This window comes from Burkholderia sp. HI2714 (genome assembly GCF_002223085.1).
GTDB classification, from domain to species: Bacteria; Pseudomonadota; Gammaproteobacteria; order Burkholderiales; family Burkholderiaceae; genus Burkholderia; species Burkholderia lata_D.
Genome location: NZ_NKFM01000021.1, coordinates 1 through 21,185, shown reverse-complemented (window position 1 = coordinate 21,185; position 21,185 = coordinate 1). Strand labels below are relative to the sequence as shown.

The following is a 21,185-nucleotide window of genomic DNA, read 5'->3' as shown; positions in this document are numbered from 1 at the left end:
GCAAGGCCTATGCCCCCGGCGGGCCAGACAAAATCGGCTATAGTGTAGCGATTGGCGCCGGATCTCTTTTTCTTCGCCGCCAATCCAGATCAACCTGCAAAAAAAGATGGAGTACGCCATGAGCAACAAAGGGCAATTGTTACAAGACCCGTTTTTGAACGCACTGCGCAAAGAGCACGTTCCCGTTTCGATCTACCTCGTCAACGGCATCAAGCTTCAAGGGAACATTGAATCGTTCGACCAGTACGTCGTGTTGCTCCGTAATACGGTGACCCAGATGGTGTACAAGCACGCCATCTCGACGGTCGTGCCGGCGCGCCCGGTGAATTTCCACCCGGACGCGGAAGCCTCGTCCTAACCTATCGCAGCGGCCGGCATCCGGTCGCCGCGAGCGACCGATGCCAGCCGCCTTATCTTGACACCTGAAAATTTGATCAACGCAGCGCTCGTCGGCATCGATTTCGGCAAGACCGATTTCGAAGCCAGTCTCGAAGAACTCAGTCTTCTCGCCTCCAGCGCGGGGGCCCGTCCCGCAGTCACCCTCACGGGTCGTCGTTCCAGTCCCGATGCCAAGATGTTCATCGGCAGCGGCAAAGCCGACGAACTCCGGCTCGCCTGCGACGCGCACAACGTCGAAATCGTCATCTTCAACCACGCATTGGCGCCTGCCCAGCAACGTAATCTGGAGCAGGCACTTAACAGGCGCGTGGTCGATCGCACCAGCCTCATCCTCGACATCTTTGCACAGCGTGCCCGCAGCCACGAAGGCAAGCTGCAGGTCGAACTCGCGCAGCTTCAGTACCTGTCGACGCGGCTCATTCGCGCATGGACCCACCTTGAACGGCAGAAGGGTGGTATCGGCCTGCGCGGTCCGGGTGAAACCCAGCTCGAAACCGACCGCCGGCTGATCGGCGAACGCATCAAGATGCTGAAGTCGCGGCTCGACAGGCTGCGCCGGCAACACAGCACGCAACGCCGCCAGCGCGCGCGCAGCGGCACGATGTCGGTGTCGCTCGTCGGCTATACGAACGCGGGCAAGTCGACGCTGTTCAACGCGCTGACGAAAGCGCAGGCCTATGCGGCCGACCAGCTGTTCGCCACGCTCGATACGACGTCGCGGCGCGTGTACCTCGGCGACGAGGTCGGCCAGATCGTCGTGTCGGATACCGTCGGGTTCATCCGCGAGCTGCCTCACCAACTGGTCGCCGCATTCCGCGCGACCCTCGAGGAAACGATCCACGCGGATCTGCTGCTGCACGTGGTCGATGCGTCGAGCGCGGTCAGGCTTGAACAGATCGAGCAGGTCAATGGTGTGCTGCACGAGATCGGCGCGGACACGATCCGCCAGGTGCTGGTGTTCAACAAGATCGACGCCGTGCCTGAGCTGGCGGCCCGCGGCGACGCGGTCGAGCGGGACGAGTATGGTAATATTTCGCGCGTCTTTTTGAGCGCGCGCACCGGTCAGGGTCTTGACGCGTTGCGTGCCGCCATCGCCGAAATCGCCTCCGCGGAACACCTTTCCAGCGCGACGTTACCCAACGGCGCGCTCGACGGCGCCCCCGCTGAACCACACGAAGACCACACGATTTCCGAACACGGGCGCTAACCGGTCCCGGCCGGTTCGTCGGCGTCTAATCTGGTGAACAAACTCTGGTGAACGAATACAACGAGCGGAGTACCTGGCGGCGGATGCGCGCCTTGCTGTCGATCAACGATCCCCGCTGGGGACGCGGCGAAGGCAATGGCAAAGACGGATCCCGTCCCCGCCCGAACGAATCGAAGCGTCCGCAAGGCGACGGCGATGGTCCGCCCGATCTCGACGAGATGTGGCGCAACTTCAACCGGCGCCTGAACGGCCTGTTCGGCGGCAAGGGCGGCAACGGCTTCCGTCCTGACAACGGGCGAGCCGCGCGCGTCGGCGTCGGCATCGTGATCGGCGTGCTGGTCGCGGTCTACGCGGGCAGCGGGCTGTTCGTCGTGCAGGAAGGGCAGACGGGTGTCGTGCTGCAGCTCGGCAAGCTGTCGGGCACGGTCGGCCAGGGCGTGCACTGGCGCGCGCCGTATCCGTTCGCGTCGCACGAAATCGTCGATACGTCGCAGGTCCGCTCGATCGAGATCGGCCGCAACAACGTCGTGCGACTCGCGAACGTGAAGGAAGCGGCGATGCTGACGCGCGATGCCGATATCGTCGACGTGCGCTTCATCGTCCAGTACCGCATCCGTTCCGCGACCGATTACCTGTTCCGCAGTGTCGATCCCGAGCGCAGCGTCTCGCAGGCCGCCCAGGCCGCGGTACGTGCGATCGTCGGCACGCGCAGCGCGGCCGACGTGCTGAACCAGGACCGCGACGCGCTGCGTGGGCAGCTCTCCGCCGCGATCCAGCGCGATCTCGATCGCTACCAGTCGGGGCTCGAGGTGACGGCCGTCACGATGCAGAGCGTTGCGGCGCCCGAGCAGACGCAGGCCGCCTACGGTGAAGTCGCGAAGGCGCGCGACGAGCGCGAGGCCGCGAAGCGTGCGGCGCAAGCCTATGCAAACGATCTGCTGCCGAAGGCGCAGGGCGATGCGGCGAAGCTCGTCGACGAAGCGAAGGCGTATGCCGATCGCGTGGTCACGGAAGCCGAAGGCGATGCCGACCGCTTCAAGCAGGTCTATGCGCAGTACTCGAAGGCGCCCGCGGTGATCCGCGAGCGGATGTATCTCGAGACGATGCAGGAAATCTATTCGAATTCGACGAAGGTGTTCATCGGCAACAAGGGCGGCAACAGCGTCGTGTATCTGCCGCTCGACAAGCTCGTCGAGCAGGGGCGGCAAAACGCCGCGGCGTCTACCGGCGCATCCGCGCCCGATGCGGCGTCGGCACCGGCGGCCGTCGCGCCGGCAGCAGCGGCACCCGCGAGTGCGGCGTCGGCCGCGGCCGCGTCGGGCAACGACGTGCTGCGATCGCGCGAAGCGTTTCGCAGCCGGTCGCGCGAAGACGATACGAAGTAACGGGGAGCGCAGAACATGAACCGAATCATTGCGCTCGTCGTCGCAATCGTGATCGTTGCCTTCGCGGCATCGTCGACCGTCCTTACCGTCGATCCGCGCCACACGGCCGTGCTGTCGGGGCGTGACGGCGCGCAGCCCGAGCTGGCGGGCCCCGGCATCCATTTCAAGTTGCCGCCGCCGCTGCAGACGGCCACGCTGATCGACACGCGGCTGCAATCGCTCGAGTCGTCGGATCCGCTGCAACTGGCAACCGAAGACAAGCACGACCTGCTCGTCGCTTACGCGGTGAAGTACCGGATCAGCGATCCGATGAAGTACTTCACGACGACGGGCGGAGACCCGTCGGCAGCCGGCGACCGTCTCGCCGGCGCGCTGAAGAGCGCACTCGGCGACGCGTTCGGCAAGCGTGCGCTCGACGACGCGCTCGGCGGCCAGCGTGCGATCGCCGATGCGGCTCGTGACGAAGTGAAGGCGAAGGCGTCCGGTTTCGGCGTCGACGTCGTTGACGTCCAGCTGACGCGTGTCGACTTGCCGGCCGCTCAGACCGACGCCGTTTATCAGCGGATGATCGGCGCGCTGCGCGATCAGGCGGCGCAGGTGCGTGCGCAAGGCGCGGCCGACGTCGAGCAGATCAAGGCGGACGCCGAACGCGAGCAGCAGGCCGTGCTCGCGAACGCGTACAAGTCCGCGCAGACGATCAAGGGCGAGGGCGACGCGAAGGCCGCGACGATTGCCGCCGACGCGTTCGGTCGCGATCCGCAGTTCTACCAGTTCTACGCGAGCCTGCAGGCTTACCGGTACACGTTCAAGCGCAACGACATCATCGTCGTCGATCCCGACAGCGAGTTCTTCCGCTTCATGCGCAGCCCGACGGGCGGTGCCGCACCGGCGGCGCCTGCTCCCCGCAAACACTGACCTTGGGGCGCCGCGTCGAGCGGCGCCGTCGCTCGCATGGACCTGGCTGGCTCGTTGTTGCTCGCAGTAGCGCTGATGCTGATCATCGAGGGGGCGTTCCCCTTCGTGTTTCCCGTCGCCTGGCGCGACACGTTTCGTAGAATAGCTGAGCGGCCGCCGCATCATATCCGGATCGGCGGGCTGATCGTGATGGTGCTCGGGCTCATACTGCTGCTGCTCGCCACCTGACCGGGACCTGATCCAGCCGGCTTATCCGCCGTTCGTCCCGCCCGAATTCAGAATTTCCGATTCACATCGCGGCGCGCGTGTCGCGCGCTGTTTCCCGTCGTAGGACCGTACCGATGTCGACCTGGTTACTTCCCGAGAATATCGCCGACGTACTGCCGTCGGAAGCGCGCAAGATCGAGGAGCTGCGCCGCAGGCTGCTCGACCGCTTCCGTTCGTATGGCTACGAAATGGTGATGCCGCCGCTGCTCGAGTATCTCGAGTCGCTGCTGACGAGCGGCGGCGCAGACCTGCGCCTGCGCACCTTCAAGCTGGTCGACCAGCTGTCGGGCCGCACCCTCGGCCTGCGTGCGGACATCACGCCGCAGGTCGCGCGGATCGACGCGCACCTGTTGAACCGCCAGGGCGTGACGCGCCTTTGCTATGCGGGCCACGTGATGCATACGCGTCCGCGCGGCCTGCACGCGACGCGCGAGCAGATCCAGATCGGCGCCGAAATCTACGGGCATGCGGGGCTGGAAGCCGACCTCGAGATCCAGCAACTGATGCTCGACGCGCTGCATCTCGCAGGCCTGTCGCGCATCCGTCTCGACCTCGGCCACGCGGGCGTGCTCGCTGCGCTGCTGGCGCGCGACGCGCAGGCCGCCGAGCGCGGCGAGTCGCTGTACGACGCGCTGTCGGGCAAGGACGTGCCGCTGCTGAACGAGCTCACCGACGATCTCGGTGCCGATACGCGCGCCGCGCTGCGCGCGCTGCCGCATCTCTATGGCGACGCGAGCGTGCTCGTCGAGGCGCGCGCACGCTTGCCGGTGCTGCCCGAAATCACGCGGGCGCTCGACGATCTGGCGCAGCTCGCGGCACAGGCGAAGGGTGCCGAGGTGGCGATCGATCTCGGCGACCTGCGTGGCTATGCGTATCACAGCGGCGCGATGTTCAGCGCCTACATCGACGGCGTGCCGAACGCGATCGCGCGGGGCGGCCGCTACGACCACGTCGGCCAGGCGTATGGCCGTGCCCGTCCCGCTACGGGCTTCTCGCTCGACCTGCGCGAGCTCGCGCGGATTTCGCCGGTCGAGGCGCGCGGCACCGCGATTCTCGCGCCGTGGGCGCAGGACGATGCGCTGAGCGCGGCCGTCGCGGCGCTGCGTGATGCCGGTGAGGTCGTGATCCAGGCGCTGCCGGGCCACGATCATGTGCTCGACGAATTCGCGTGCGACCGTTCGCTCGTCGAGCGCAATGGCGCATGGGTGGTCGAACCCCGATAAACAGGCGTTCGCGGGACGTGCTTCGGCGTGCATATCGTTGAAGCGAAACGGAAAAATTCGGAATCGCCCGCGAACATAGGTAGAATACGTTTTTAACCAGCTAACGAATCAACATGTCTGCCAGCGCAGTGAACGTGACTCCCGGGCGCAATGTCGTCGTCGTGGGAACGCAATGGGGTGATGAAGGCAAGGGCAAGATCGTCGACTGGCTGACGGACCACGCTCAGGGCGTCGTGCGTTTCCAGGGCGGTCACAACGCCGGCCACACCCTCATCATCGGCGGCAAGAAAACGATCTTGCGCCTCATTCCGTCGGGCATCATGCGTGAAGGCGTCGCCTGCTACATCGGCAACGGCGTCGTGCTGTCCCCCGAAGCACTGTTCAAGGAAATCGGCGAGCTCGAAGAAGCCGGCGTGAACGTACGCGACCGTCTGTTCATCTCCGAAGCCACGACGCTGATCCTGCCGTACCACATCGCGATCGACCAGGCGCGCGAAGCGCGCAAGGGCGCGGGCAAGATCGGCACGACGGGCCGCGGCATCGGCCCCGCATACGAAGACAAGGTCGGCCGCCGCGCGCTGCGCGTGCAGGACCTGTTCGACGCGAAGACCTTCGCCGACCGCCTGCGCGAAAACCTCGATTTCCACAACTTCGTGCTGACCCAGTACCTGGGCGGCGCGGCTGTCGATTTCCAGGCCACGCTCGACACGATGCTCGGTTATGCCGACCGCCTGAAGCCGATGGTGGCCGACGTCTCGCGCCGCCTGTACGACGCGAACAATGCGGGCCAGAACCTGCTGTTCGAAGGCGCACAAGGCACGCTGCTCGACATCGACCACGGCACCTATCCGTTCGTCACGTCGAGCAACTGCGTCGCAGGTGCGGCGTCGGCTGGCGCGGGCGTGGGTCCGCAGAAGCTCAACTACATCCTCGGCATCACGAAGGCATATTGCACGCGCGTCGGCTCGGGCCCGTTCCCGAGCGAACTGTACGATGCGGACAATCCGCAGCGTCAGGACCAGGTCGGCGTCACGCTCGCCAACGTCGGCAAGGAATTCGGTTCGGTCACCGGCCGTCCGCGCCGTACGGGCTGGCTCGACGCAGCCGCGCTGCGCCGCTCGATCCAGATCAACGGCGTGTCGGGCCTGTGCATGACGAAGCTCGACGTGCTCGATGGCCTCGACGAAGTCAAGCTGTGCGTCGGCTACAAGATCGATGGCAAGGATGCGGACATCCTGCCGCGCGGTGCCGCTGATGTGGCCCGTTGCGAACCCGTATACGAAACGTTTGCCGGCTGGAAGGAAAGCACGGTCGGCATCAAGACGTGGGAAGCGCTGCCGGCGAACGCGCAGGCTTACCTGAGCCGCGTCCAGGAAGTGGCTGGCGTGCCGGTCGACATGGTGTCGACGGGTCCGGACCGCGACGAAACGATCCTGCTCCGCCATCCGTTCAAGGTGTAATTTTCAGATGACGCAGCAAATCACGATGACGGCGGCAGACTTGATGACTGATCCGCGCAACGACGACAAGAATCTGTGGGTAGGCTGGGACGAGTATCACCGTCTCATCGAGCTGCTCGCGCTCCAGGTACATGCATCGGGCTGGAAGTTCGACCAGATCCTGTGTCTCGCGCGCGGCGGCCTGCGCGTCGGCGATCAACTGTCGCGCATCTACGACGTGCCGCTCGCGATCCTCGCGACGAGTTCGTACCGCGAAGCGGCCGGCACGGAGCAGGGCGACCTCGATATCGCGCAGTACATCACGATGACGCGCGGCAACCTGGCGGGCAACGTGCTGCTGGTCGACGATCTCGTCGATTCGGGCGTCACGCTTGCGCGCGTGCAGGAGCACCTGAAGGAGCGCTATCCGTCGGTGACGGCTGTGCGCTCGGCCGTGCTCTGGTACAAGGGTTGCTCGAAGGTCAAGCCCGACTATCACACGCAGTTCCTGCCGACGAATCCGTGGATTCATCAGCCGTTCGAGGAGTGGGATACGGTTCGCCCGCACAACCTCGAGGCGTGGATCAAGCGCGGTCGCGCACAGCGCGACGGCTCGGGCGCATAAACGGCCGGCCAATCGAAGGAAAGCCTTGTACGGCGCCGCTCGCGGCGCCGTTTTTCATTGGGGCGCGATACGCGCCGGCGCCGCGCGTACCGTGGATCCGGTAGGCAGACGGTGCTGCCCCGGCTATGATTGACAGCCCTGCCACAGCTCGCGCCGGATTGCATGCGCAGCGTGGATCGCGTGGTTACAAGGCAACAGAGCAGGGCGGTGTTTCACGGGGGCGCGAGTAGAATAGCGCTCGTTTTGTCCGACCCGGACCCGATTATTACGCTTCATATGAACGACACGATCCACGCGACCGACGCAGCACACGCGCCGCATTCGACGCAACAACACTCGATGCGGGCGCTGGCGATAGCAGCCATCGGCGTCGTGTTCGGCGACATCGGCACCAGCCCGCTGTATTCGCTCAAGGAGGCGTTCAGCCCCGCACACGGCATTCCGCTCACCGAAGGATCGATTCTCGGCGTGATCTCGCTGCTGTTCTGGGCAATCATCCTGGTGGTCGGCATCAAGTACCTGCTGTTCGTGATGCGCGCGGACAACAACGGCGAAGGCGGCGTGCTCGCGCTGATGGCGCTGTCGTTGCGACCGCTCGACTCGAAGACCCGGGTCGCGGGCGCGCTGATGGCGCTGGGGATCTTCGGCGCGTGCATGTTCTACGGGGACGCGGTGATCACGCCGGCGATCTCGGTGATGTCGGCGGTCGAAGGTCTCGAAATCGCGACGCCACACCTGTCCCATCTCGTGCTGCCGATCACGATCGTGATCCTGATCGCGCTGTTCTGGATCCAGCGCCACGGTACCGCGCTGGTCGGCAAGCTGTTCGGCCCGATCATGGTGCTGTGGTTCGTCGTGATCGCGGCGCTCGGCGTGTACCACATCGTGCGCGTGCCGGGCATCATGGCCGCCATCAACCCGTATTACGCGGCGTCGTTCATGGCCGACCACCTGCTGCAGGCGTACGTCGTGCTGGGCTCGGTCGTGCTGGTGCTGACCGGTGCGGAAGCGCTCTACGCGGACATGGGCCACTTCGGCGCGAAGCCGATCCGCATCGCCGCGTACGGGCTTGTGATGCCGTCGCTCGTGCTGAACTACTTCGGCCAGGGCGCGCTGCTGATCCAGAACCCGAAGGCGATCGAGAACCCGTTCTTCCTGCTGGCACCCGAATGGGGCCTGCTGCCGCTCGTCGTGCTGTCGACGGTCGCGACCGTGATCGCGTCGCAGGCGGTGATCTCGGGTGCGTATTCGCTGACGTCGCAGGCCATCCAGCTCGGCTACGTGCCGCGTATGAAGGTGCTGCACACGTCGGAACTCGCGATCGGCCAGATCTACGTGCCGGTCGTGAACTGGCTGCTGCTGTTCGTGATCCTCTGCATCGTCATCGGCTTCAAGAGCTCCGACAACCTCGCGGCCGCGTACGGTATCGCGGTGACGGCGACGATGGTGATCACCACCGTGCTCGCCGCGGTCGTGATGGTGAAGGTGTGGAACTGGAACCGGCTGCTGGTCGGCGCGATCATCGCGGTGTTCCTCGCGGTCGACCTCGGCTTCTTCGGCGCGAACCTGCTGAAGGTCGCGCAGGGCGGCTGGCTGCCGCTCGGCATCGGCGCGCTGCTGTTTTTCCTGCTGATGACCTGGTACAAGGGGCGTCACATCGTCAAGGAGCGCACGGCGGCCGACGGTATCCCGCTCGAGCCGTTCCTGCAGGGGCTGCTCGCGCATCCGCCGCATCGCGTGTCGGGTACCGCGATCTACCTGACCGGCAACGACAAGCTCGTGCCCGTCAGCCTGCTGCACAACCTGAAGCACAACAAGGTGCTGCACGAGCGCACCATTTTCCTCACGTTCGTCACCCGCGACTTTCCTTACGTGCGCGACGACAAGCGTCAGTCCTCGCGTGATGCGGGCGGCGGGTTGTACATCGTCAAGGCCGAGTACGGCTTCAACGAGACGCCGGACGTGAAGGCCGTGCTCGAGGAATTCGGCCGCACGCACGACATGACGTTCGAGCTGATGGATACGTCGTTCTTCCTCGCGCGCGAAACGGTCGTGCCGACGCATCTGCCCGGGATGTCGATCTGGCGCGAGCGCGTGTTCGCATGGATGCACCAGAATGCCGCGAAGCCGACCGACTTCTTCTCGATCCCCGCGAACCGCGTGGTCGAGCTCGGGACGAAGATCGAAATCTGACCAAGGTGTGGCGCGCGGGCCGTCCGGCCACGCGCCGTGCTTGCCGAAGTCGTAAAAAAGCCCGCCTTTCGGCGGGCTTTTTTGTCTGTCGGAGAGGCGTGCGGGTGCTCAGCGCTTCAGCTTCGCGAACGCCGCGGCCATTGCGCCAGCCGGTTCCGGCTCGCGCGAACGCTGCGGGCGGGCCGCGCCGCGCCCTGCGTTGCCACGATCCTGGCCGCCGCGCGACGACATGCCGGGCGCTGCCGCGTCGTCGTCGAGGCGCATCGTCAGCGCGATGCGCTGGCGCTTCACGTCGACGTCGAGCACCTTCACCTTGACGACCTGGCCGGCCTTCACGACTTCGTGCGGATCCTTGATGAACTTGGTCGACATCGCGGATACGTGGACGAGGCCGTCCTGGTGGACGCCGATGTCCACGAACGCACCGAACGCGGCGACGTTCGTCACGACGCCTTCGAGCGTCATGCCAGGCACGAGGTCCGACACCTTTTCGACGCCTTCACGGAACGTCGCGGTCTTGAATTCGGGGCGCGGATCGCGGCCCGGCTTCTCCAGTTCGGACAGGATGTCGCGCACGGTCGGCAGGCCGAAACGTTCGTCAACAAATTCCGCGGGGGACAGGCCCGACAGCGCTTCGCGGTTGCCGAGCACGTCGTCGATGCGCTTGTTGATCTTCGCGAGCATCCGCTCGACGACCGGATACGCTTCCGGGTGCACCGACGAGCGGTCGAGCGGATTCTCGCCGCCGTTGATGCGCAGGAAGCCCGCGGCCTGTTCGAAGGTCTTGTCGCCGAGGCGCGGCACCTTGCGCAGGTGCTCGCGCGACGGGAACGGGCCATTCGCATCGCGGTAGTCGACGATGTTGCGCGCGAGCGTCGCGTTCAGGCCCGATACGCGGGCGAGCAGCGGGGCCGACGCGGTGTTCGCGTCGACGCCGACCGCGTTCACGCAGTCCTCGACGACCGCGTCGAGCGAGCGGGCGAGTTCGCGCTGGTTCACATCGTGCTGGTACTGGCCGACGCCGATGGCCTTCGGCTCGATCTTCACGAGCTCGGCGAGCGGATCCTGCAGGCGGCGTGCAATCGAGACGGCGCCGCGCAGCGACACGTCGAGCTCCGGGAATTCCTTCGCGGCCAGCTCGGATGCCGAATAGACCGATGCGCCGGCTTCCGACACGACGATCTTCTGCAGGCGCAGCTCCGGGTGTTTCGCGATCAGTTCGCTCGCGAGCTTGTCGGTTTCGCGCGACGCGGTGCCGTTGCCGATGCTGATCAGCTCGGCCTGCGTCTGCGCGGCGATGCGGGCGAGTTTCGCGATCGAGCCATCCCAGTCGCGGCGCGGCTCGTGCGGGTAGATCGTGTCGGTCGCGAGCACCTTGCCGGTGCGGTCGACGACCGCGACCTTCACGCCCGTGCGCAGGCCGGGGTCGAGACCGATTACGGCCTTCGGGCCGGCCGGCGCGGCCAGCAGCAGGTCGTTCAGGTTGCGCGCGAACACGCGGATCGCTTCCGTTTCGGCCGTTTCGCGCAATTGCGTGAGCAGCTCGTTCTCGATGTGCGGCTGCACCTTCACGCGCCAGCACCAGCGGCATACGTCGGACAGCCATTTGTCGGCCGGGCGGTTCTGGTTCGCGATGCCGAAATGGCGCGCGATCATCGCCTCGCCGGGGTGCGGCACCTGAGCGTCGAGCTCTTCGCCGAGGCCGAGCTTGACCGTCAGCACGCCCGCGTTGCGGCCGCGGAACAGCGCGAGGGCGCGGTGCGACGGCACGGTCTTGATCGTTTCCGCGTAGTCGTAATAGTCGCGGAATTTCTCGCCTTCCTCGTTTTCCTTGCCCTCGACGACGGCCGACGACACGACGCCCTGGTTGTGCAGATAGTCGCGCAGCTTGCCGAGCAGCTCGGCCGTCTCGCCGAACTGTTCGGACAGGATGTCGCGCGCGCCGTCGAGCGCGGCTTTCACGTCGGCGACGCCCTTGTCGGCGTCGACGTACGCGGCTGCCTCGGCCTGCGGGTCGAGCAGCGGGTTCGCGAGGAGCGCCTGGGCGAGCGGCTCGAGGCCGGCTTCGCGGGCGATCTGCGCACGCGTGCGGCGCTTCGGCTTGTACGGCAGATAAAGGTCTTCGAGCACCTGCTTGCTGTCGGCCGCGTCGATCGCGGCGCGCAGTTCGTCGGTCAGCTTGCCCTGTTCGTCGATGCTCGACAGGATCGACGCGCGGCGATCCTCGAGTTCGCGCAGATACAGGAGGCGTTCCTCGAGCTGGCGCAACTGCGTGTCGTCCAGGTTGCCGGTCACTTCCTTGCGGTACCGGGCAATGAACGGAACGGTCGAGCCTTCGTCGAGAAGTTGCACGGCCGCCGCGACCTGGCGCGGCTGGACGGACAGTTCGGTGGCGATGCGCTGTACGATCTTGAGTGCTACGGTTTCCGTCATGTCGTGGATGATCTGCCTGCTGAAATCGCGGCGGGGGCCGGCAGGCCCGAAGCGGCGGGCTGCGTGGCGGGCCCGACGGGCCGGATGCCGCGGGTGAGTGAAGCGGGGCATTTTGCCATAAATGGCGGAGCGTCCAGCCGGGGGTGATAGAATTTGACACATGTCCCGCAGCTTTCCTACGACGTTGCCAACTTCCCGAATTTCTCTCGTCGCGCTCGGCGCAGCGCTCGCCGCGGCTTTGTCTGCCGGGCCTTCCGGCGCGTTCGCGCAAGCTTCGGACGCAACCGCCCCGGCCGCCGCCGCGGCTGCGCCCGTGACGGCCACGGCCGCACCGGATTTCGACGCCCGTCAAAAAGTGCTCAATCAACGCTCCGCGGAAAACGATTATCGTTATGCGGTGGCCGAGCACGATTGCTACAGCAAGTTCTTCGTCAATCACTGTCTCGGCAAGGCGCGTGAACAAATGCGCGACGAGCGGGCGAGCATCCGCCAGGAGCAGCTCGCACTCAACGACGAGCAGCGGGCGGTGCGTGCGCAGCAGCGCGACCAGCAGCAGGCGCTGAAGGCGGCGCAGAACGCGGCGGAAGCACCGCAGCGCGCGGCGAACGATGCGGCAAACGCGGCTGCGTTCCGCGACAAGCAGGAGCAAAATGCTCTGAAGCAGGCGCAGCGTGGCGCGGAAGGGCCGCAGCGCGCGGCGAACAAGCAGGCATACGACCAGAAGCAGGGCGACTTCCAGCGCAAGCTCGACCAGGCGCACCAGCAGGCCGCGCAGAAGGCGCAGGAGCGGGCGGACAACGCCGCGCGCTACGAGCAGAAGCAGAAGGAAGCCGTGCAGCACAAGGCCGATGTCGAGCGGCGCCAGAAGGAAGCGGCCGAGAAGGCGCAGCAGAAGCAACAGCAGGGTCAGTAACGTGTTGGATTGATCGAGATCAGTCTCGGGCGCGCTGGCACGCCAGTCGGCGCGCTGCTTCGATGAGGAGGCAAGTATGCAAAACCGTCACACGGAACAGCAGCAGGAATTGCACAACCGTTTGGCTGCATTGCAGGAGCAGCACCAGCAGCTCGCTCGGGAGATCGAGCTGAAGGAAGGACACTCCGACATCGACGACATCACGCTGCACCGGCTGAAGAAGGAAAAGCTGGCGGCCAAGGACAAAATCATTTTGCTGCAATCGCAGCTGGAACCGGATAAGCGCGCCTGAGCGCGGCCTGGCAAGCGCCGGCGCCGCCCGGGCGCTGGACACAGGAACGCTTGCCTTGAATTCACCGCTTGAAGCCACCCCCGATGCCCGGCGCGACGTGTCGTCCGCCGGGCGCGCTCGTGCGCCCGAAGGCACCTTTGAGCTGAGCCGCAAGCGCGTCGACGAACTCGACACGATCTTCGGCGAAGGCGGACTGCTGGCGCGTGCGATCGACGGCTATCGGCCGCGACTGTCGCAGATCGAGATGGCGCGCGCCGTCGCGTCCGCGATGGAAGCGTCCGCGCGCCGGATGCCCGAGCCCGAGATCTTCGAAACCCGCAAGCGGCCGGCACGTCGCCTCGGCGATGGCGACAAGGCGGCCGAAACGGGCGCGGACGCCGCCGCGCCAGCCGAAGTCGACAGCGATGCCGGCGACAACACGCTGATCGTCGAGGCCGGTACGGGTACCGGCAAGACCTATGCGTACCTCGTGCCCGCAATGCTGTGGGGCGGCAAGGTGATCGTGTCGACCGGCACGAAACACCTGCAGGACCAATTGTTCGCGCGCGACATCCCGACCGTGCGCAACGCGCTGGCGGTGCCGGTGTCGGTCGCGATGCTGAAGGGCCGGGCCAACTACCTGTGTCACTACTACCTGCAGCGCACGGCCGACAACGGCCGGTTGCCGTCGCGGCAGGATACGGCCTATCTGCAGGAAATCGTCCGCTTCGCGAAGATCACGAAGAGCGGCGACAAGGCCGAGCTCGCGAGCGTGCCGGAAACGGCGCCCGTGTGGTCGATGGTCACGTCGACGCGCGACAACTGCCTCGGCCAGGAATGCCCGCATTACAAGGATTGCTTCGTGATGCAGGCACGGCGCGAGGCGCAGCAGGCCGACGTCGTCGTCGTCAACCACCACCTGTTCTTCGCGGACATCATGTTGCGCGATACGGGGATGGCCGAGCTGCTGCCGAACGCGAACACGGTCATCTTCGACGAAGCGCACCAGTTGCCGGAAACGGCGACGCTGTTCTTCGGAGAAACGCTGTCGACGACGCAGATTCTCGAGCTCGCCCGCGACACGGTGGCGGAAGGCCTGAGCCATGCACGCGACGCGGTCGAGTGGGTGAAGCTCGGCGGCGATCTCGAGCGCGCGGCGCGCGACTTGCGCCTGGCGTTCGCGAACGACCAGATCGTCCGCATGTCGCTCGCCCAGCTCGGCGACGATCACCCGATGTTCGGTGCGCTCGACGCGCTCGAGGCTGCGCTCGACGCGCTGGCGTCGGCGCTTGCCAGCCAGGCCGAACGGGCGGAATCGCTCGGCGCGTGCCTGCGGCGCGCACGCGAGCTGCAGGACCTGCTGGCCGGCTGGGTCGCACCCGGCGCGACGGAAGCGGCGGCGAAGGCCGACGCAACGGCGGCCGGCGACAAGGCGGCATCCGACGGTGATCCGAACGAGAAGGTGCGCTGGGTCGAAGTGTTCGCGCATACGGTCCAGCTGCACGAAACGCCGCTGTCGGTCGCGCCGATCTTTGCCAAGCAGCGCGCGGGCGTGCCGCGTGCCTGGGTGTTCACGTCGGCCACGCTGTCGGTGCGCGGCGACTTCACGCACTACGCGGCGCAGATGGGCCTCAGCTCGCGGCGCTCGATGACGCTCGCGAGCCCGTTCGACTACCAGTCGCAAGGGCTGCTGTACGTGCCGCGCAACCTGCCGCAACCGTCTTCGCCGGCGTTTACCGATGCCGTTTTCGACGCCGCGCTGCCGGCGATCGAGGCATCCGGTGGCGGCGTGTTCATGCTGTGCACGACGCTGCGCGCGGTCGACCGGATTGCGTCGAAGCTGCGTGACGTGATCGAATCGCGCGGCTGGAACACGCCGCTGCTCGTGCAGGGCGATGCAAGCCGTACCGAACTGCTCGACCGTTTCCGTGCGTATGGCAACGCGATCCTGGTCGGCAGCCAGAGTTTCTGGGAAGGCGTCGACGTGCGCGGTGACGCGCTGTCGCTCGTCGTGATCGACAAGCTGCCGTTCGCGCCGCCGGACGATCCGGTGCTGGCCGCACGGCTCGACGCGCTGACGAAGAAGGGGCTGAGCCCGTTCGCCGTGCACCAGTTGCCGCAGGCCGTGATCACGCTGAAGCAGGGCGCAGGCCGGCTGATCCGTGCGGAGACGGATCGCGGCGTGCTGATGATTTGCGACACGCGGCTCGTCGACAAGCCCTACGGGCGCCGGATCTGGCAGAGCCTGCCGCCGTTCAAGCGGACCCGCGAGATCGCGGTCGTCCAGGACTTCTTCGACGAGCATCGTTCTGCAAAGCGCACCTGACGGTGCGTGCGGCGATCGCCGCGCGATCGCACTGGCGCCGCCTGAATGCGGCGCCAATAAAAAACCCGGCTCGATGGCCGGGTTTTTTGTTCGTGCAGCGCGGGCTGTACGGTGCTTTCGTCAGAACTGCCACCACGACTTCTTCGAGCCGGGGCGCGAGTGGCCCGTCACATACGGGCTGTCGGGGAACGTGCCGGCGAGCACGCGCTTCGTGTCCTCGGCGAGTTCCGGCTGGTTCAGCTTGCCGTACGACAGGATCATGATGTGCAGTGCGTCCTCGATCGCCGGCGCGCCCTTGTAGTCCTTGATCGCGAGCTGCGCGCGGTTGATGGCCGCCACGTAGGCGCCGCGCCGGTAGTAGTAGTCGGCCGCGTGCACTTCGTGCGATGCGAGCGCGTTGACGATGTAGCGCATCCGCGCGGCGGCGTCGGGCGCGTACTTGCTCTTCGGGAAGCGATCGACGACGACCTTGAACGCATCGTACGATTCGCGCAGTGCCTGCGGATCGCGCTCGCTCATGTCCTGGCCGGAGAAGCGGCCGAACAGCCCGAGATCGTCGTTGAAGTGGATCATCCCCTTCAGGTAGTACGCGTACGGGATATCCGGATGATCGGGGTGGAGCTGGATGAAGCGATCGACGGCCTGGTCGGCGGCGGCCGCTTCGTTATCCTTCCAGTTGCAGTATGCAACGTTGATCTGCGCCTGCTGCGCGAAATGGCCGAACGGATCGCGACCTTGCAGCGATTCGAAATATTTCGCGCACTTGCCCCAGTCGCCGCCGGACAGTGCGTCCTGGGCCTCTGAGTATAATTTGTTGTTCGACCAGGTAGCCGTCTCGTCCTGCTTCTGCGGCAAGCCGTGGCAGCCGGCGATGAGGGCCGCGGCCGCTACCGCCGCAGCCCGGGCGGCGACGGTTCTGGCCGTGCGTTTGGTCGAATTCATCATGCTCGCATGTCCTAGCTTCAAGTCTCGGTGACCCAGTCTAAATGACCCGTTCAAGTTCGCAGAATGCCCAGCCGGGCACACCAAATCGCGAAGATTATAGCCCAAGCGATCGGCCCGCCGACGCTGCCTCGGGGGATTCCCTCGATGACGATCTGACCGGCGACGCAATGCAGCCGCCCGTCGTGCCGTCCGCAGCGGTCGATGAAGCGCCGCGCGTCGTCGAAGTGCCGATGTCGCTCGCGGGCGAACGCCTCGACAAGGCGCTCGCCCAACTGTTCCCCGAATTCTCGCGCAGCCGCCTGCAGAGCTGGATCGAGGCGCAGCGCGTGCTCGTCGACGGCGCGCCGGCGAAGATCCGCCAGCCGGTGCCGCTCGGCGCGAAGATCGAGCTCGTGCCCGACCTGCTCCCCGAGCAGCTTGCCTTTACGCCGGAGCCGGTGCCGCTCGACGTGATCTACGAGGACGACGCACTCGTGGTCATCAACAAGCCGGCCGGCCTCGTCGTGCATCCGGCCGCCGGCAACTGGAGCGGCACGATCCTCAACGGGCTGCTGCATCGTTACGGCGACGCGGCGGCCGGCCTGCCGCGCGCTGGGATCGTCCACCGGCTCGACAAGGAAACGTCGGGCCTGATGGTGGTGGCGCGCACGCTGGCCGCGCAAACGGACCTCGTGCGCCAGTTGCAGGCCCGCACGGTGAAGCGCCGCTATTTCGCGCTCGTGTGGGGCACGATGCCCGAGGAAGGCACGATCGACGCGCCGATCGGCCGCGATCCGCGTGAACGCACGCGCATGGCCGTCGTTACGGGCGCATCGGGCAAGCCCGCGCGCACGCATTTCCGCACGGTTGACACATGCCTGTGGCAACGTCAGCCGGTTTCGGCGATCCAGTGCGATCTCGAGACCGGTCGCACGCACCAGATCCGCGTGCACTGCGCGCACGCCGGGCACCCGCTGCTCGGCGATCCGGTGTACGGGCGTGCGCGCGGCAAGCGCTCGGTCACGCCGCTGCCGGACGGGTTCGCGCGACAGGCGCTGCATGCATGGCGGCTCGGTCTCGTGCATCCGGTCACGGGCAAGGCGATGCAATGGCGCTGCCCGCTGCCGGACGACATGAACGCACTCGTCGCGGCGCTCGGCTTCGGGCAGGGCGACGAGGAATTCGACGACGATGACGGTGTCTACGACGATGACGATTTCGGCGGCGAGTATCACGATGACGAGCCGGACCTGGACGATGAGGAGGAGTGAGTGCCGATGACGAACCTGGCGCCGTTGACGTGGCAGGACTGCGTACAGCCCGACTGGCAGGTGTCGCCGCGCGTGCGCGCGCTGATCACGACGCGCGACGGCGGGGTGAGCGAAGGCCCGTACGGGCGCTGGCAGGGCGGAGACGCGCTGCCGGGCGGGATGAACCTCGGCCTGCATACCGGTGACGACCCGGCCCATGTCGCGGGGAACCGCGCGCGCTTGCTGGCGCTGGCCGGCCAGTCGAGCGCTGCATGGCTCGAGCAGGTTCACGGCGCGCAGATCGTGCGTGCGGACGAGGTGATCGCGGCGGCGCCCACGGCTACGGCGCCGGTGCAGGCCGACGCGAGCGTCACCGACCGGGCGGGTGCCGTCTGCGTCGTGATGGTCGCGGATTGCCTGCCCGTGCTGCTGTGCGACATGCAGGGCCGCGCGGTCGGCGCCGCACATGCGGGCTGGCGCGGGCTGGCGGCCGGCATCGTCGAGCAGACCGCGGCGCGTGTCGCGGCACTCGCGGGCAGTGCGACGGACGCGCTTCATGCGTACCTCGGGCCGGCGATCGGCCCGCGGGCGTTCGAGGTCGGCGCCGACGTGCGTGACGCGTTTCTCGACACGGCCCCGCAGTCGGAGCATGATGAAACCCGGCTTGCGTTCGTCGCGATCGATGGCGCGCCGGGCAAGTTCCTCGCCGATCTCTATGCGCTCGCGCGCCTGCGTCTCGCGCGTGCGGGCGTTGCGCACGTGAGCGGCGGGACGGCCTGCACGGTCACCGAACAGGCACGCTTCTATTCATACCGGCGCGATCGCGTGACGGGCCGCATGTCAGCAGCGATCTGGCTGGCCGATTGACGAAATGCGCATGCGCGTGGAGTTTGTTGCGCCGCAAAATCGGGTTATCTCGATATTTCGGCAGCCATACCGCGCTGCATGCGCGATTGAATGAAAAATCCCGAAGTCAAGTCAACCAAAATGTTTTATGTTTTGCCGGAACCCTTGTCCCGTCTGTTGTGCGAGGATTATCTCCGTACGGAAATGTTCAGCGGTTTGACATGGCGCTTCACATGGGGAAAACGATAATGATAAAAATACCGCACTGCGGCAGAATCTGGAGACGCCTCTCCAGAGCATGACGGCCCGGCTCGCAACCGGCATGCCGCGCGCGAGCAGGATTTCACGATAGACGCTCACGAATCACCGGTAAGGCAGGTAATGACAGCATCGAAAAAATCGTCGACGTCCGCTCAGGCGGGCACTTCTCCGGGCAGCATTGGTTTCGATCCGGCGGCCCAGCCGATGCAGCAGATGTTCGAGTCGTGGTTGAACGCGTGGCGCGGTTTTGCAGATCCGGCGCGCGCCGCGACTGCGTCGGCCACCGTGAATCCGTTCGCGACATTCCAGTTTCCGACATCGTTCCCGTTCCAGATGCCGTCGATGCCCGATTTCGGCGCGATGGCGTCGCCGTTCGCCGGCTTGAAGCTGCCGGCCGCCGCGATTCCGCCCGAGCGGCTGCAGGCGCTGCAGGCCGACTACGCGCGTGACTGCATGGCGCTGATGCAGCAGGCCGCCGCGGCGAAGCTCGAGTCGCCCGAACTGAAGGACCGCCGTTTCAGCGGCGATGCGTGGAAGGCGTCGCCGGCGCATGCGTTCGCGGCGGCCTGGTATCTGCTCAACGCGCGCTATCTGCAGGAACTGGCCGACGCGCTGCAGACCGATCCGAAGACGCGCGAGCGCATTCGTTTCACGGTCCAGCAGTGGACGGCCGCGGCCGCGCCGAGCAACTTCCTCGCACTCAATCCCGACGCACAGAAATCGATCCTCGAAACGCAGGGCGAAAGCCTGCGGCAAGGGATGATGAACCTGCTCGGCGACATGCAGCGCGGCAAGATTTCGCAGACCGACGAATCGCAGTTCGTGGTCGGCAAGAACCTCGGGTGTACTGAAGGCGCGGTCGTCTACGAGAACGACCTGATCCAGCTGATCCAGTACACGCCGAAGACGGACAAGGTGTTCGAGCGGCCGCTGCTGATCGTGCCGCCTTGCATCAACAAGTTCTACATCCTCGACCTGCAGCCCGAGAATTCGCTCGTCGCGCATGCGCTGTCGAGCGGCCATCAGGTGTTCCTCGTGTCGTGGCGCAACGCGGACGCATCGGTCGCGCACAAGACGTGGGACGACTACATGAACGAAGGGCTGCTCGCGGCGATCGACGCCGTGCAGCAGGTCAGCGGCCGCGAACAGATCAACACGCTCGGCTTCTGCGTCGGCGGCACGATGCTCGCGACCGCACTCGCGGTGCTTGCCGCGCGCGGCGAACATCCGGCCGCGTCGATGACGCTGCTCACCGCGATGCTCGACTTCACCGACACCGGCATTCTCGACGTGTTCGTCGACGAGGCGCACGTGCAGATGCGCGAGCAGACCATCGGCGGCAAGAACGGGTCGCAGCCGGGGCTGATGCGCGGCGTCGAATTCGCGAACACGTTCTCGTTCCTGCGGCCGAACGACCTCGTGTGGAACTACGTCGTCGACAACTACCTGAAGGGCCGCACGCCGGCGCCGTTCGACCTGCTGTACTGGAACAGCGATTCGACGAGCCTGCCGGGCCCGATGTACGCGTGGTACCTGCGCAATACCTATCTCGAGAACAAGCTGCGCGAACCGGGCGCGCTGACCGTGTGCGGCGAGTCGGTCGACCTGACGCTGATCGACGTGCCGACCTTCATCTACGGTTCGCGCGAGGATCACATCGTGCCTTGGCAGACGGCCTATGCGTCGACGTCGATCCTGTCGGGCCCGCTGAAGTTCGTGCTCGGCGCGTCGGGGCACATCGCGGGCGTGATCAATCCGCCGGCGAAGAAGAAGCGCAGCTACTGGGTCAACGACAGCGACCTGCCCGAATCGGCGGACGACTGGTTCGCCGGTGCGACCGAGCACCCGGGAAGCTGGTGGACGACCTGGGTCGAATGGCTCGACCAGTACGGCGGCCGCAAGGTGGAGCCGCCCGCCCAGCCCGGTAACGCGCAGTTCCCGGTGATCGAGCCGGCGCCGGGCCGCTACGTGTTGCAGCGCGATTGACGAAAACCGGACAGCGGCGCAGGCTGTCCGGTGCACCGCAGTTTTTTTAACAGGGCCGGTAGCGATGCGCCGTGTCGTGCGGGCCTGGAGGAAAGGGAAATGACGGACGTAGTGATCGTATCGGCCGCGCGGACCGCGGTCGGCAAATTCGGCGGCTCGCTTGCGAAGATTGCGGCGCCCGAGCTGGGCGCGACGGTGATCCGCGCGGTGCTGGAGCGTGCGGGCGTGAAGCCCGAGCAGGTCAGCGAAGTGATCATGGGCCAGGTGCTGACGGCCGGTTCCGGGCAGAACCCGGCACGGCAGTCGCTGATCAAGGCCGGGC

The 21,185-nt window shown here is 66.2% G+C and carries 17 protein-coding genes and 1 pseudogene; 16 read left to right on the top strand and 2 right to left on the bottom strand.

Going from position 1 to position 21,185, the window contains the following annotated elements; genetic code table 11:
• Positions 1-118 precede the first annotated feature (118 nt).
• The 9 genes from hfq (at position 119) to CFB82_RS10155 (ending at position 9,653) form a co-directional block, all read left to right on the top strand.
• Positions 119-358, top strand: coding sequence for an RNA chaperone Hfq (hfq, locus tag CFB82_RS10195; RefSeq protein ID WP_006399927.1), 240 nt, complete (start codon positions 119-121; stop codon positions 356-358).
• A 72-nt stretch (positions 359-430) separates the two neighbouring features.
• Positions 431-1,606: a GTPase HflX gene (gene hflX, locus CFB82_RS10190; RefSeq protein ID WP_174945516.1), complete on the top strand. Its 1,176-nt coding sequence runs from the start codon at positions 431-433 to the stop codon at positions 1,604-1,606.
• A 47-nt stretch (positions 1,607-1,653) separates the two neighbouring features.
• Positions 1,654-2,991, top strand: a complete 1,338-nt coding sequence (hflK, locus tag CFB82_RS10185) for an FtsH protease activity modulator HflK (RefSeq protein WP_089484069.1) — start codon at positions 1,654-1,656, stop codon at positions 2,989-2,991.
• Between the two features lie 15 nt (positions 2,992-3,006).
• Entirely contained in the window at positions 3,007-3,906 is a 900-nt protein-coding gene (gene hflC / locus CFB82_RS10180) for a protease modulator HflC (protein ID WP_089484068.1), read from the top strand.
• A gap of 36 nt (positions 3,907-3,942) precedes the next feature.
• Complete coding sequence (locus CFB82_RS10175; RefSeq protein WP_011352254.1) at positions 3,943-4,134, top strand: DUF2065 domain-containing protein; 192 nt, start codon at positions 3,943-3,945, stop codon at positions 4,132-4,134.
• Positions 4,135-4,247: 113 nt separating this feature from the next.
• Positions 4,248-5,396: an ATP phosphoribosyltransferase regulatory subunit gene (locus CFB82_RS10170; RefSeq protein WP_089484067.1), complete on the top strand. Its 1,149-nt coding sequence runs from the start codon at positions 4,248-4,250 to the stop codon at positions 5,394-5,396.
• Between the two features lie 113 nt (positions 5,397-5,509).
• Positions 5,510-6,856, top strand: coding sequence for an adenylosuccinate synthase (locus CFB82_RS10165; protein WP_069248097.1), 1,347 nt, complete (start codon positions 5,510-5,512; stop codon positions 6,854-6,856).
• Positions 6,857-6,863: 7 nt separating this feature from the next.
• A complete protein-coding gene (locus CFB82_RS10160; protein ID WP_011352251.1) occupies positions 6,864-7,460 on the top strand; it encodes a phosphoribosyltransferase in 597 nt (198 codons plus the stop codon).
• A 276-nt stretch (positions 7,461-7,736) separates the two neighbouring features.
• Entirely contained in the window at positions 7,737-9,653 is a 1,917-nt protein-coding gene (locus tag CFB82_RS10155) for a potassium transporter Kup (protein WP_069248096.1), read from the top strand.
• Positions 9,654-9,761: 108 nt separating this feature from the next.
• Here CFB82_RS10155 and CFB82_RS10150 read toward each other — a convergent pair whose 3' ends face one another.
• Positions 9,762-12,086: a Tex family protein gene (locus tag CFB82_RS10150; protein ID WP_069248095.1), complete on the bottom strand. Its 2,325-nt coding sequence runs from the start codon at positions 12,084-12,086 to the stop codon at positions 9,762-9,764.
• Positions 12,087-12,246: 160 nt separating this feature from the next.
• Between CFB82_RS10150 and CFB82_RS10145 the strand changes: the two genes are divergently transcribed.
• From CFB82_RS10145 to CFB82_RS10135, 3 genes are all read left to right on the top strand, one after another.
• Positions 12,247-12,999: a hypothetical protein gene (locus CFB82_RS10145; protein ID WP_069248094.1), complete on the top strand. Its 753-nt coding sequence runs from the start codon at positions 12,247-12,249 to the stop codon at positions 12,997-12,999.
• Positions 13,000-13,075: 76 nt separating this feature from the next.
• Positions 13,076-13,291, top strand: a complete 216-nt coding sequence (locus tag CFB82_RS10140) for a YdcH family protein (protein ID WP_006478692.1) — start codon at positions 13,076-13,078, stop codon at positions 13,289-13,291.
• 55 nt (positions 13,292-13,346) lie between these two features.
• Positions 13,347-15,596, top strand: a complete 2,250-nt coding sequence (locus CFB82_RS10135; RefSeq protein ID WP_069248093.1) for an ATP-dependent DNA helicase — start codon at positions 13,347-13,349, stop codon at positions 15,594-15,596.
• 120 nt (positions 15,597-15,716) lie between these two features.
• On the opposite strand, the gene CFB82_RS10130 is transcribed toward CFB82_RS10135, so the two are convergent.
• A complete protein-coding gene (locus CFB82_RS10130) occupies positions 15,717-16,541 on the bottom strand; it encodes an outer membrane protein assembly factor BamD (RefSeq protein ID WP_039360216.1) in 825 nt (274 codons plus the stop codon).
• 41 nt (positions 16,542-16,582) lie between these two features.
• Between CFB82_RS10130 and CFB82_RS10125 the strand changes: the two genes are divergently transcribed.
• The 4 genes and pseudogenes from CFB82_RS10125 to CFB82_RS10110 form a co-directional block, all read left to right on the top strand.
• A complete protein-coding gene (locus tag CFB82_RS10125; RefSeq protein WP_089484066.1) occupies positions 16,583-17,791 on the top strand; it encodes an RluA family pseudouridine synthase in 1,209 nt (402 codons plus the stop codon).
• A 6-nt stretch (positions 17,792-17,797) separates the two neighbouring features.
• The gene (gene pgeF / locus CFB82_RS10120; RefSeq protein WP_089484065.1) at positions 17,798-18,637 is read left to right on the top strand and encodes a peptidoglycan editing factor PgeF; all 840 of its coding nucleotides are present in this window, start codon (positions 17,798-17,800) and stop codon (positions 18,635-18,637) included.
• Positions 18,638-18,997: 360 nt separating this feature from the next.
• Positions 18,998-20,863 (top strand): PHA/PHB synthase family protein, encoded by a 1,866-nt coding sequence (locus tag CFB82_RS10115; RefSeq protein WP_089484064.1) that lies wholly within the window; start codon positions 18,998-19,000, stop codon positions 20,861-20,863.
• Positions 20,864-20,962: 99 nt separating this feature from the next.
• A pseudogene (locus tag CFB82_RS10110) lies at positions 20,963-21,185 on the top strand (acetyl-CoA C-acetyltransferase); the annotation flags it as partial.

What these genes read in the sequence shown, in the direction of transcription:
- CFB82_RS10175 (WP_011352254.1), top strand. Translation starts at nt 3,943, where the DNA reads ATGGACCTGGCTGGCTCGTTGTTGCTCGCAGTAGCGCTGATGCTGATC.
- CFB82_RS10155 (WP_069248096.1), top strand. Translation starts at nt 7,737, where the DNA reads ATGAACGACACGATCCACGCGACCGACGCAGCACACGCGCCGCATTCG.
- CFB82_RS10165 (WP_069248097.1), top strand. Translation starts at nt 5,510, where the DNA reads ATGTCTGCCAGCGCAGTGAACGTGACTCCCGGGCGCAATGTCGTCGTC.
- CFB82_RS10130 (WP_039360216.1), bottom strand. Translation starts at nt 16,541, where the DNA reads ATGATGAATTCGACCAAACGCACGGCCAGAACCGTCGCCGCCCGGGCT.
- CFB82_RS10145 (WP_069248094.1), top strand. Translation starts at nt 12,247, where the DNA reads ATGTCCCGCAGCTTTCCTACGACGTTGCCAACTTCCCGAATTTCTCTC.
- CFB82_RS10125 (WP_089484066.1), top strand. Translation starts at nt 16,583, where the DNA reads ATGACCCGTTCAAGTTCGCAGAATGCCCAGCCGGGCACACCAAATCGC.
- CFB82_RS10150 (WP_069248095.1), bottom strand. Translation starts at nt 12,086, where the DNA reads ATGACGGAAACCGTAGCACTCAAGATCGTACAGCGCATCGCCACCGAA.
- pgeF (WP_089484065.1), top strand. Translation starts at nt 17,798, where the DNA reads ATGACGAACCTGGCGCCGTTGACGTGGCAGGACTGCGTACAGCCCGAC.
- hfq (WP_006399927.1), top strand. Translation starts at nt 119, where the DNA reads ATGAGCAACAAAGGGCAATTGTTACAAGACCCGTTTTTGAACGCACTG.
- CFB82_RS10115 (WP_089484064.1), top strand. Translation starts at nt 18,998, where the DNA reads ATGACAGCATCGAAAAAATCGTCGACGTCCGCTCAGGCGGGCACTTCT.
- hflC (WP_089484068.1), top strand. Translation starts at nt 3,007, where the DNA reads ATGAACCGAATCATTGCGCTCGTCGTCGCAATCGTGATCGTTGCCTTC.
- CFB82_RS10160 (WP_011352251.1), top strand. Translation starts at nt 6,864, where the DNA reads ATGACGCAGCAAATCACGATGACGGCGGCAGACTTGATGACTGATCCG.
- CFB82_RS10170 (WP_089484067.1), top strand. Translation starts at nt 4,248, where the DNA reads ATGTCGACCTGGTTACTTCCCGAGAATATCGCCGACGTACTGCCGTCG.
- CFB82_RS10140 (WP_006478692.1), top strand. Translation starts at nt 13,076, where the DNA reads ATGCAAAACCGTCACACGGAACAGCAGCAGGAATTGCACAACCGTTTG.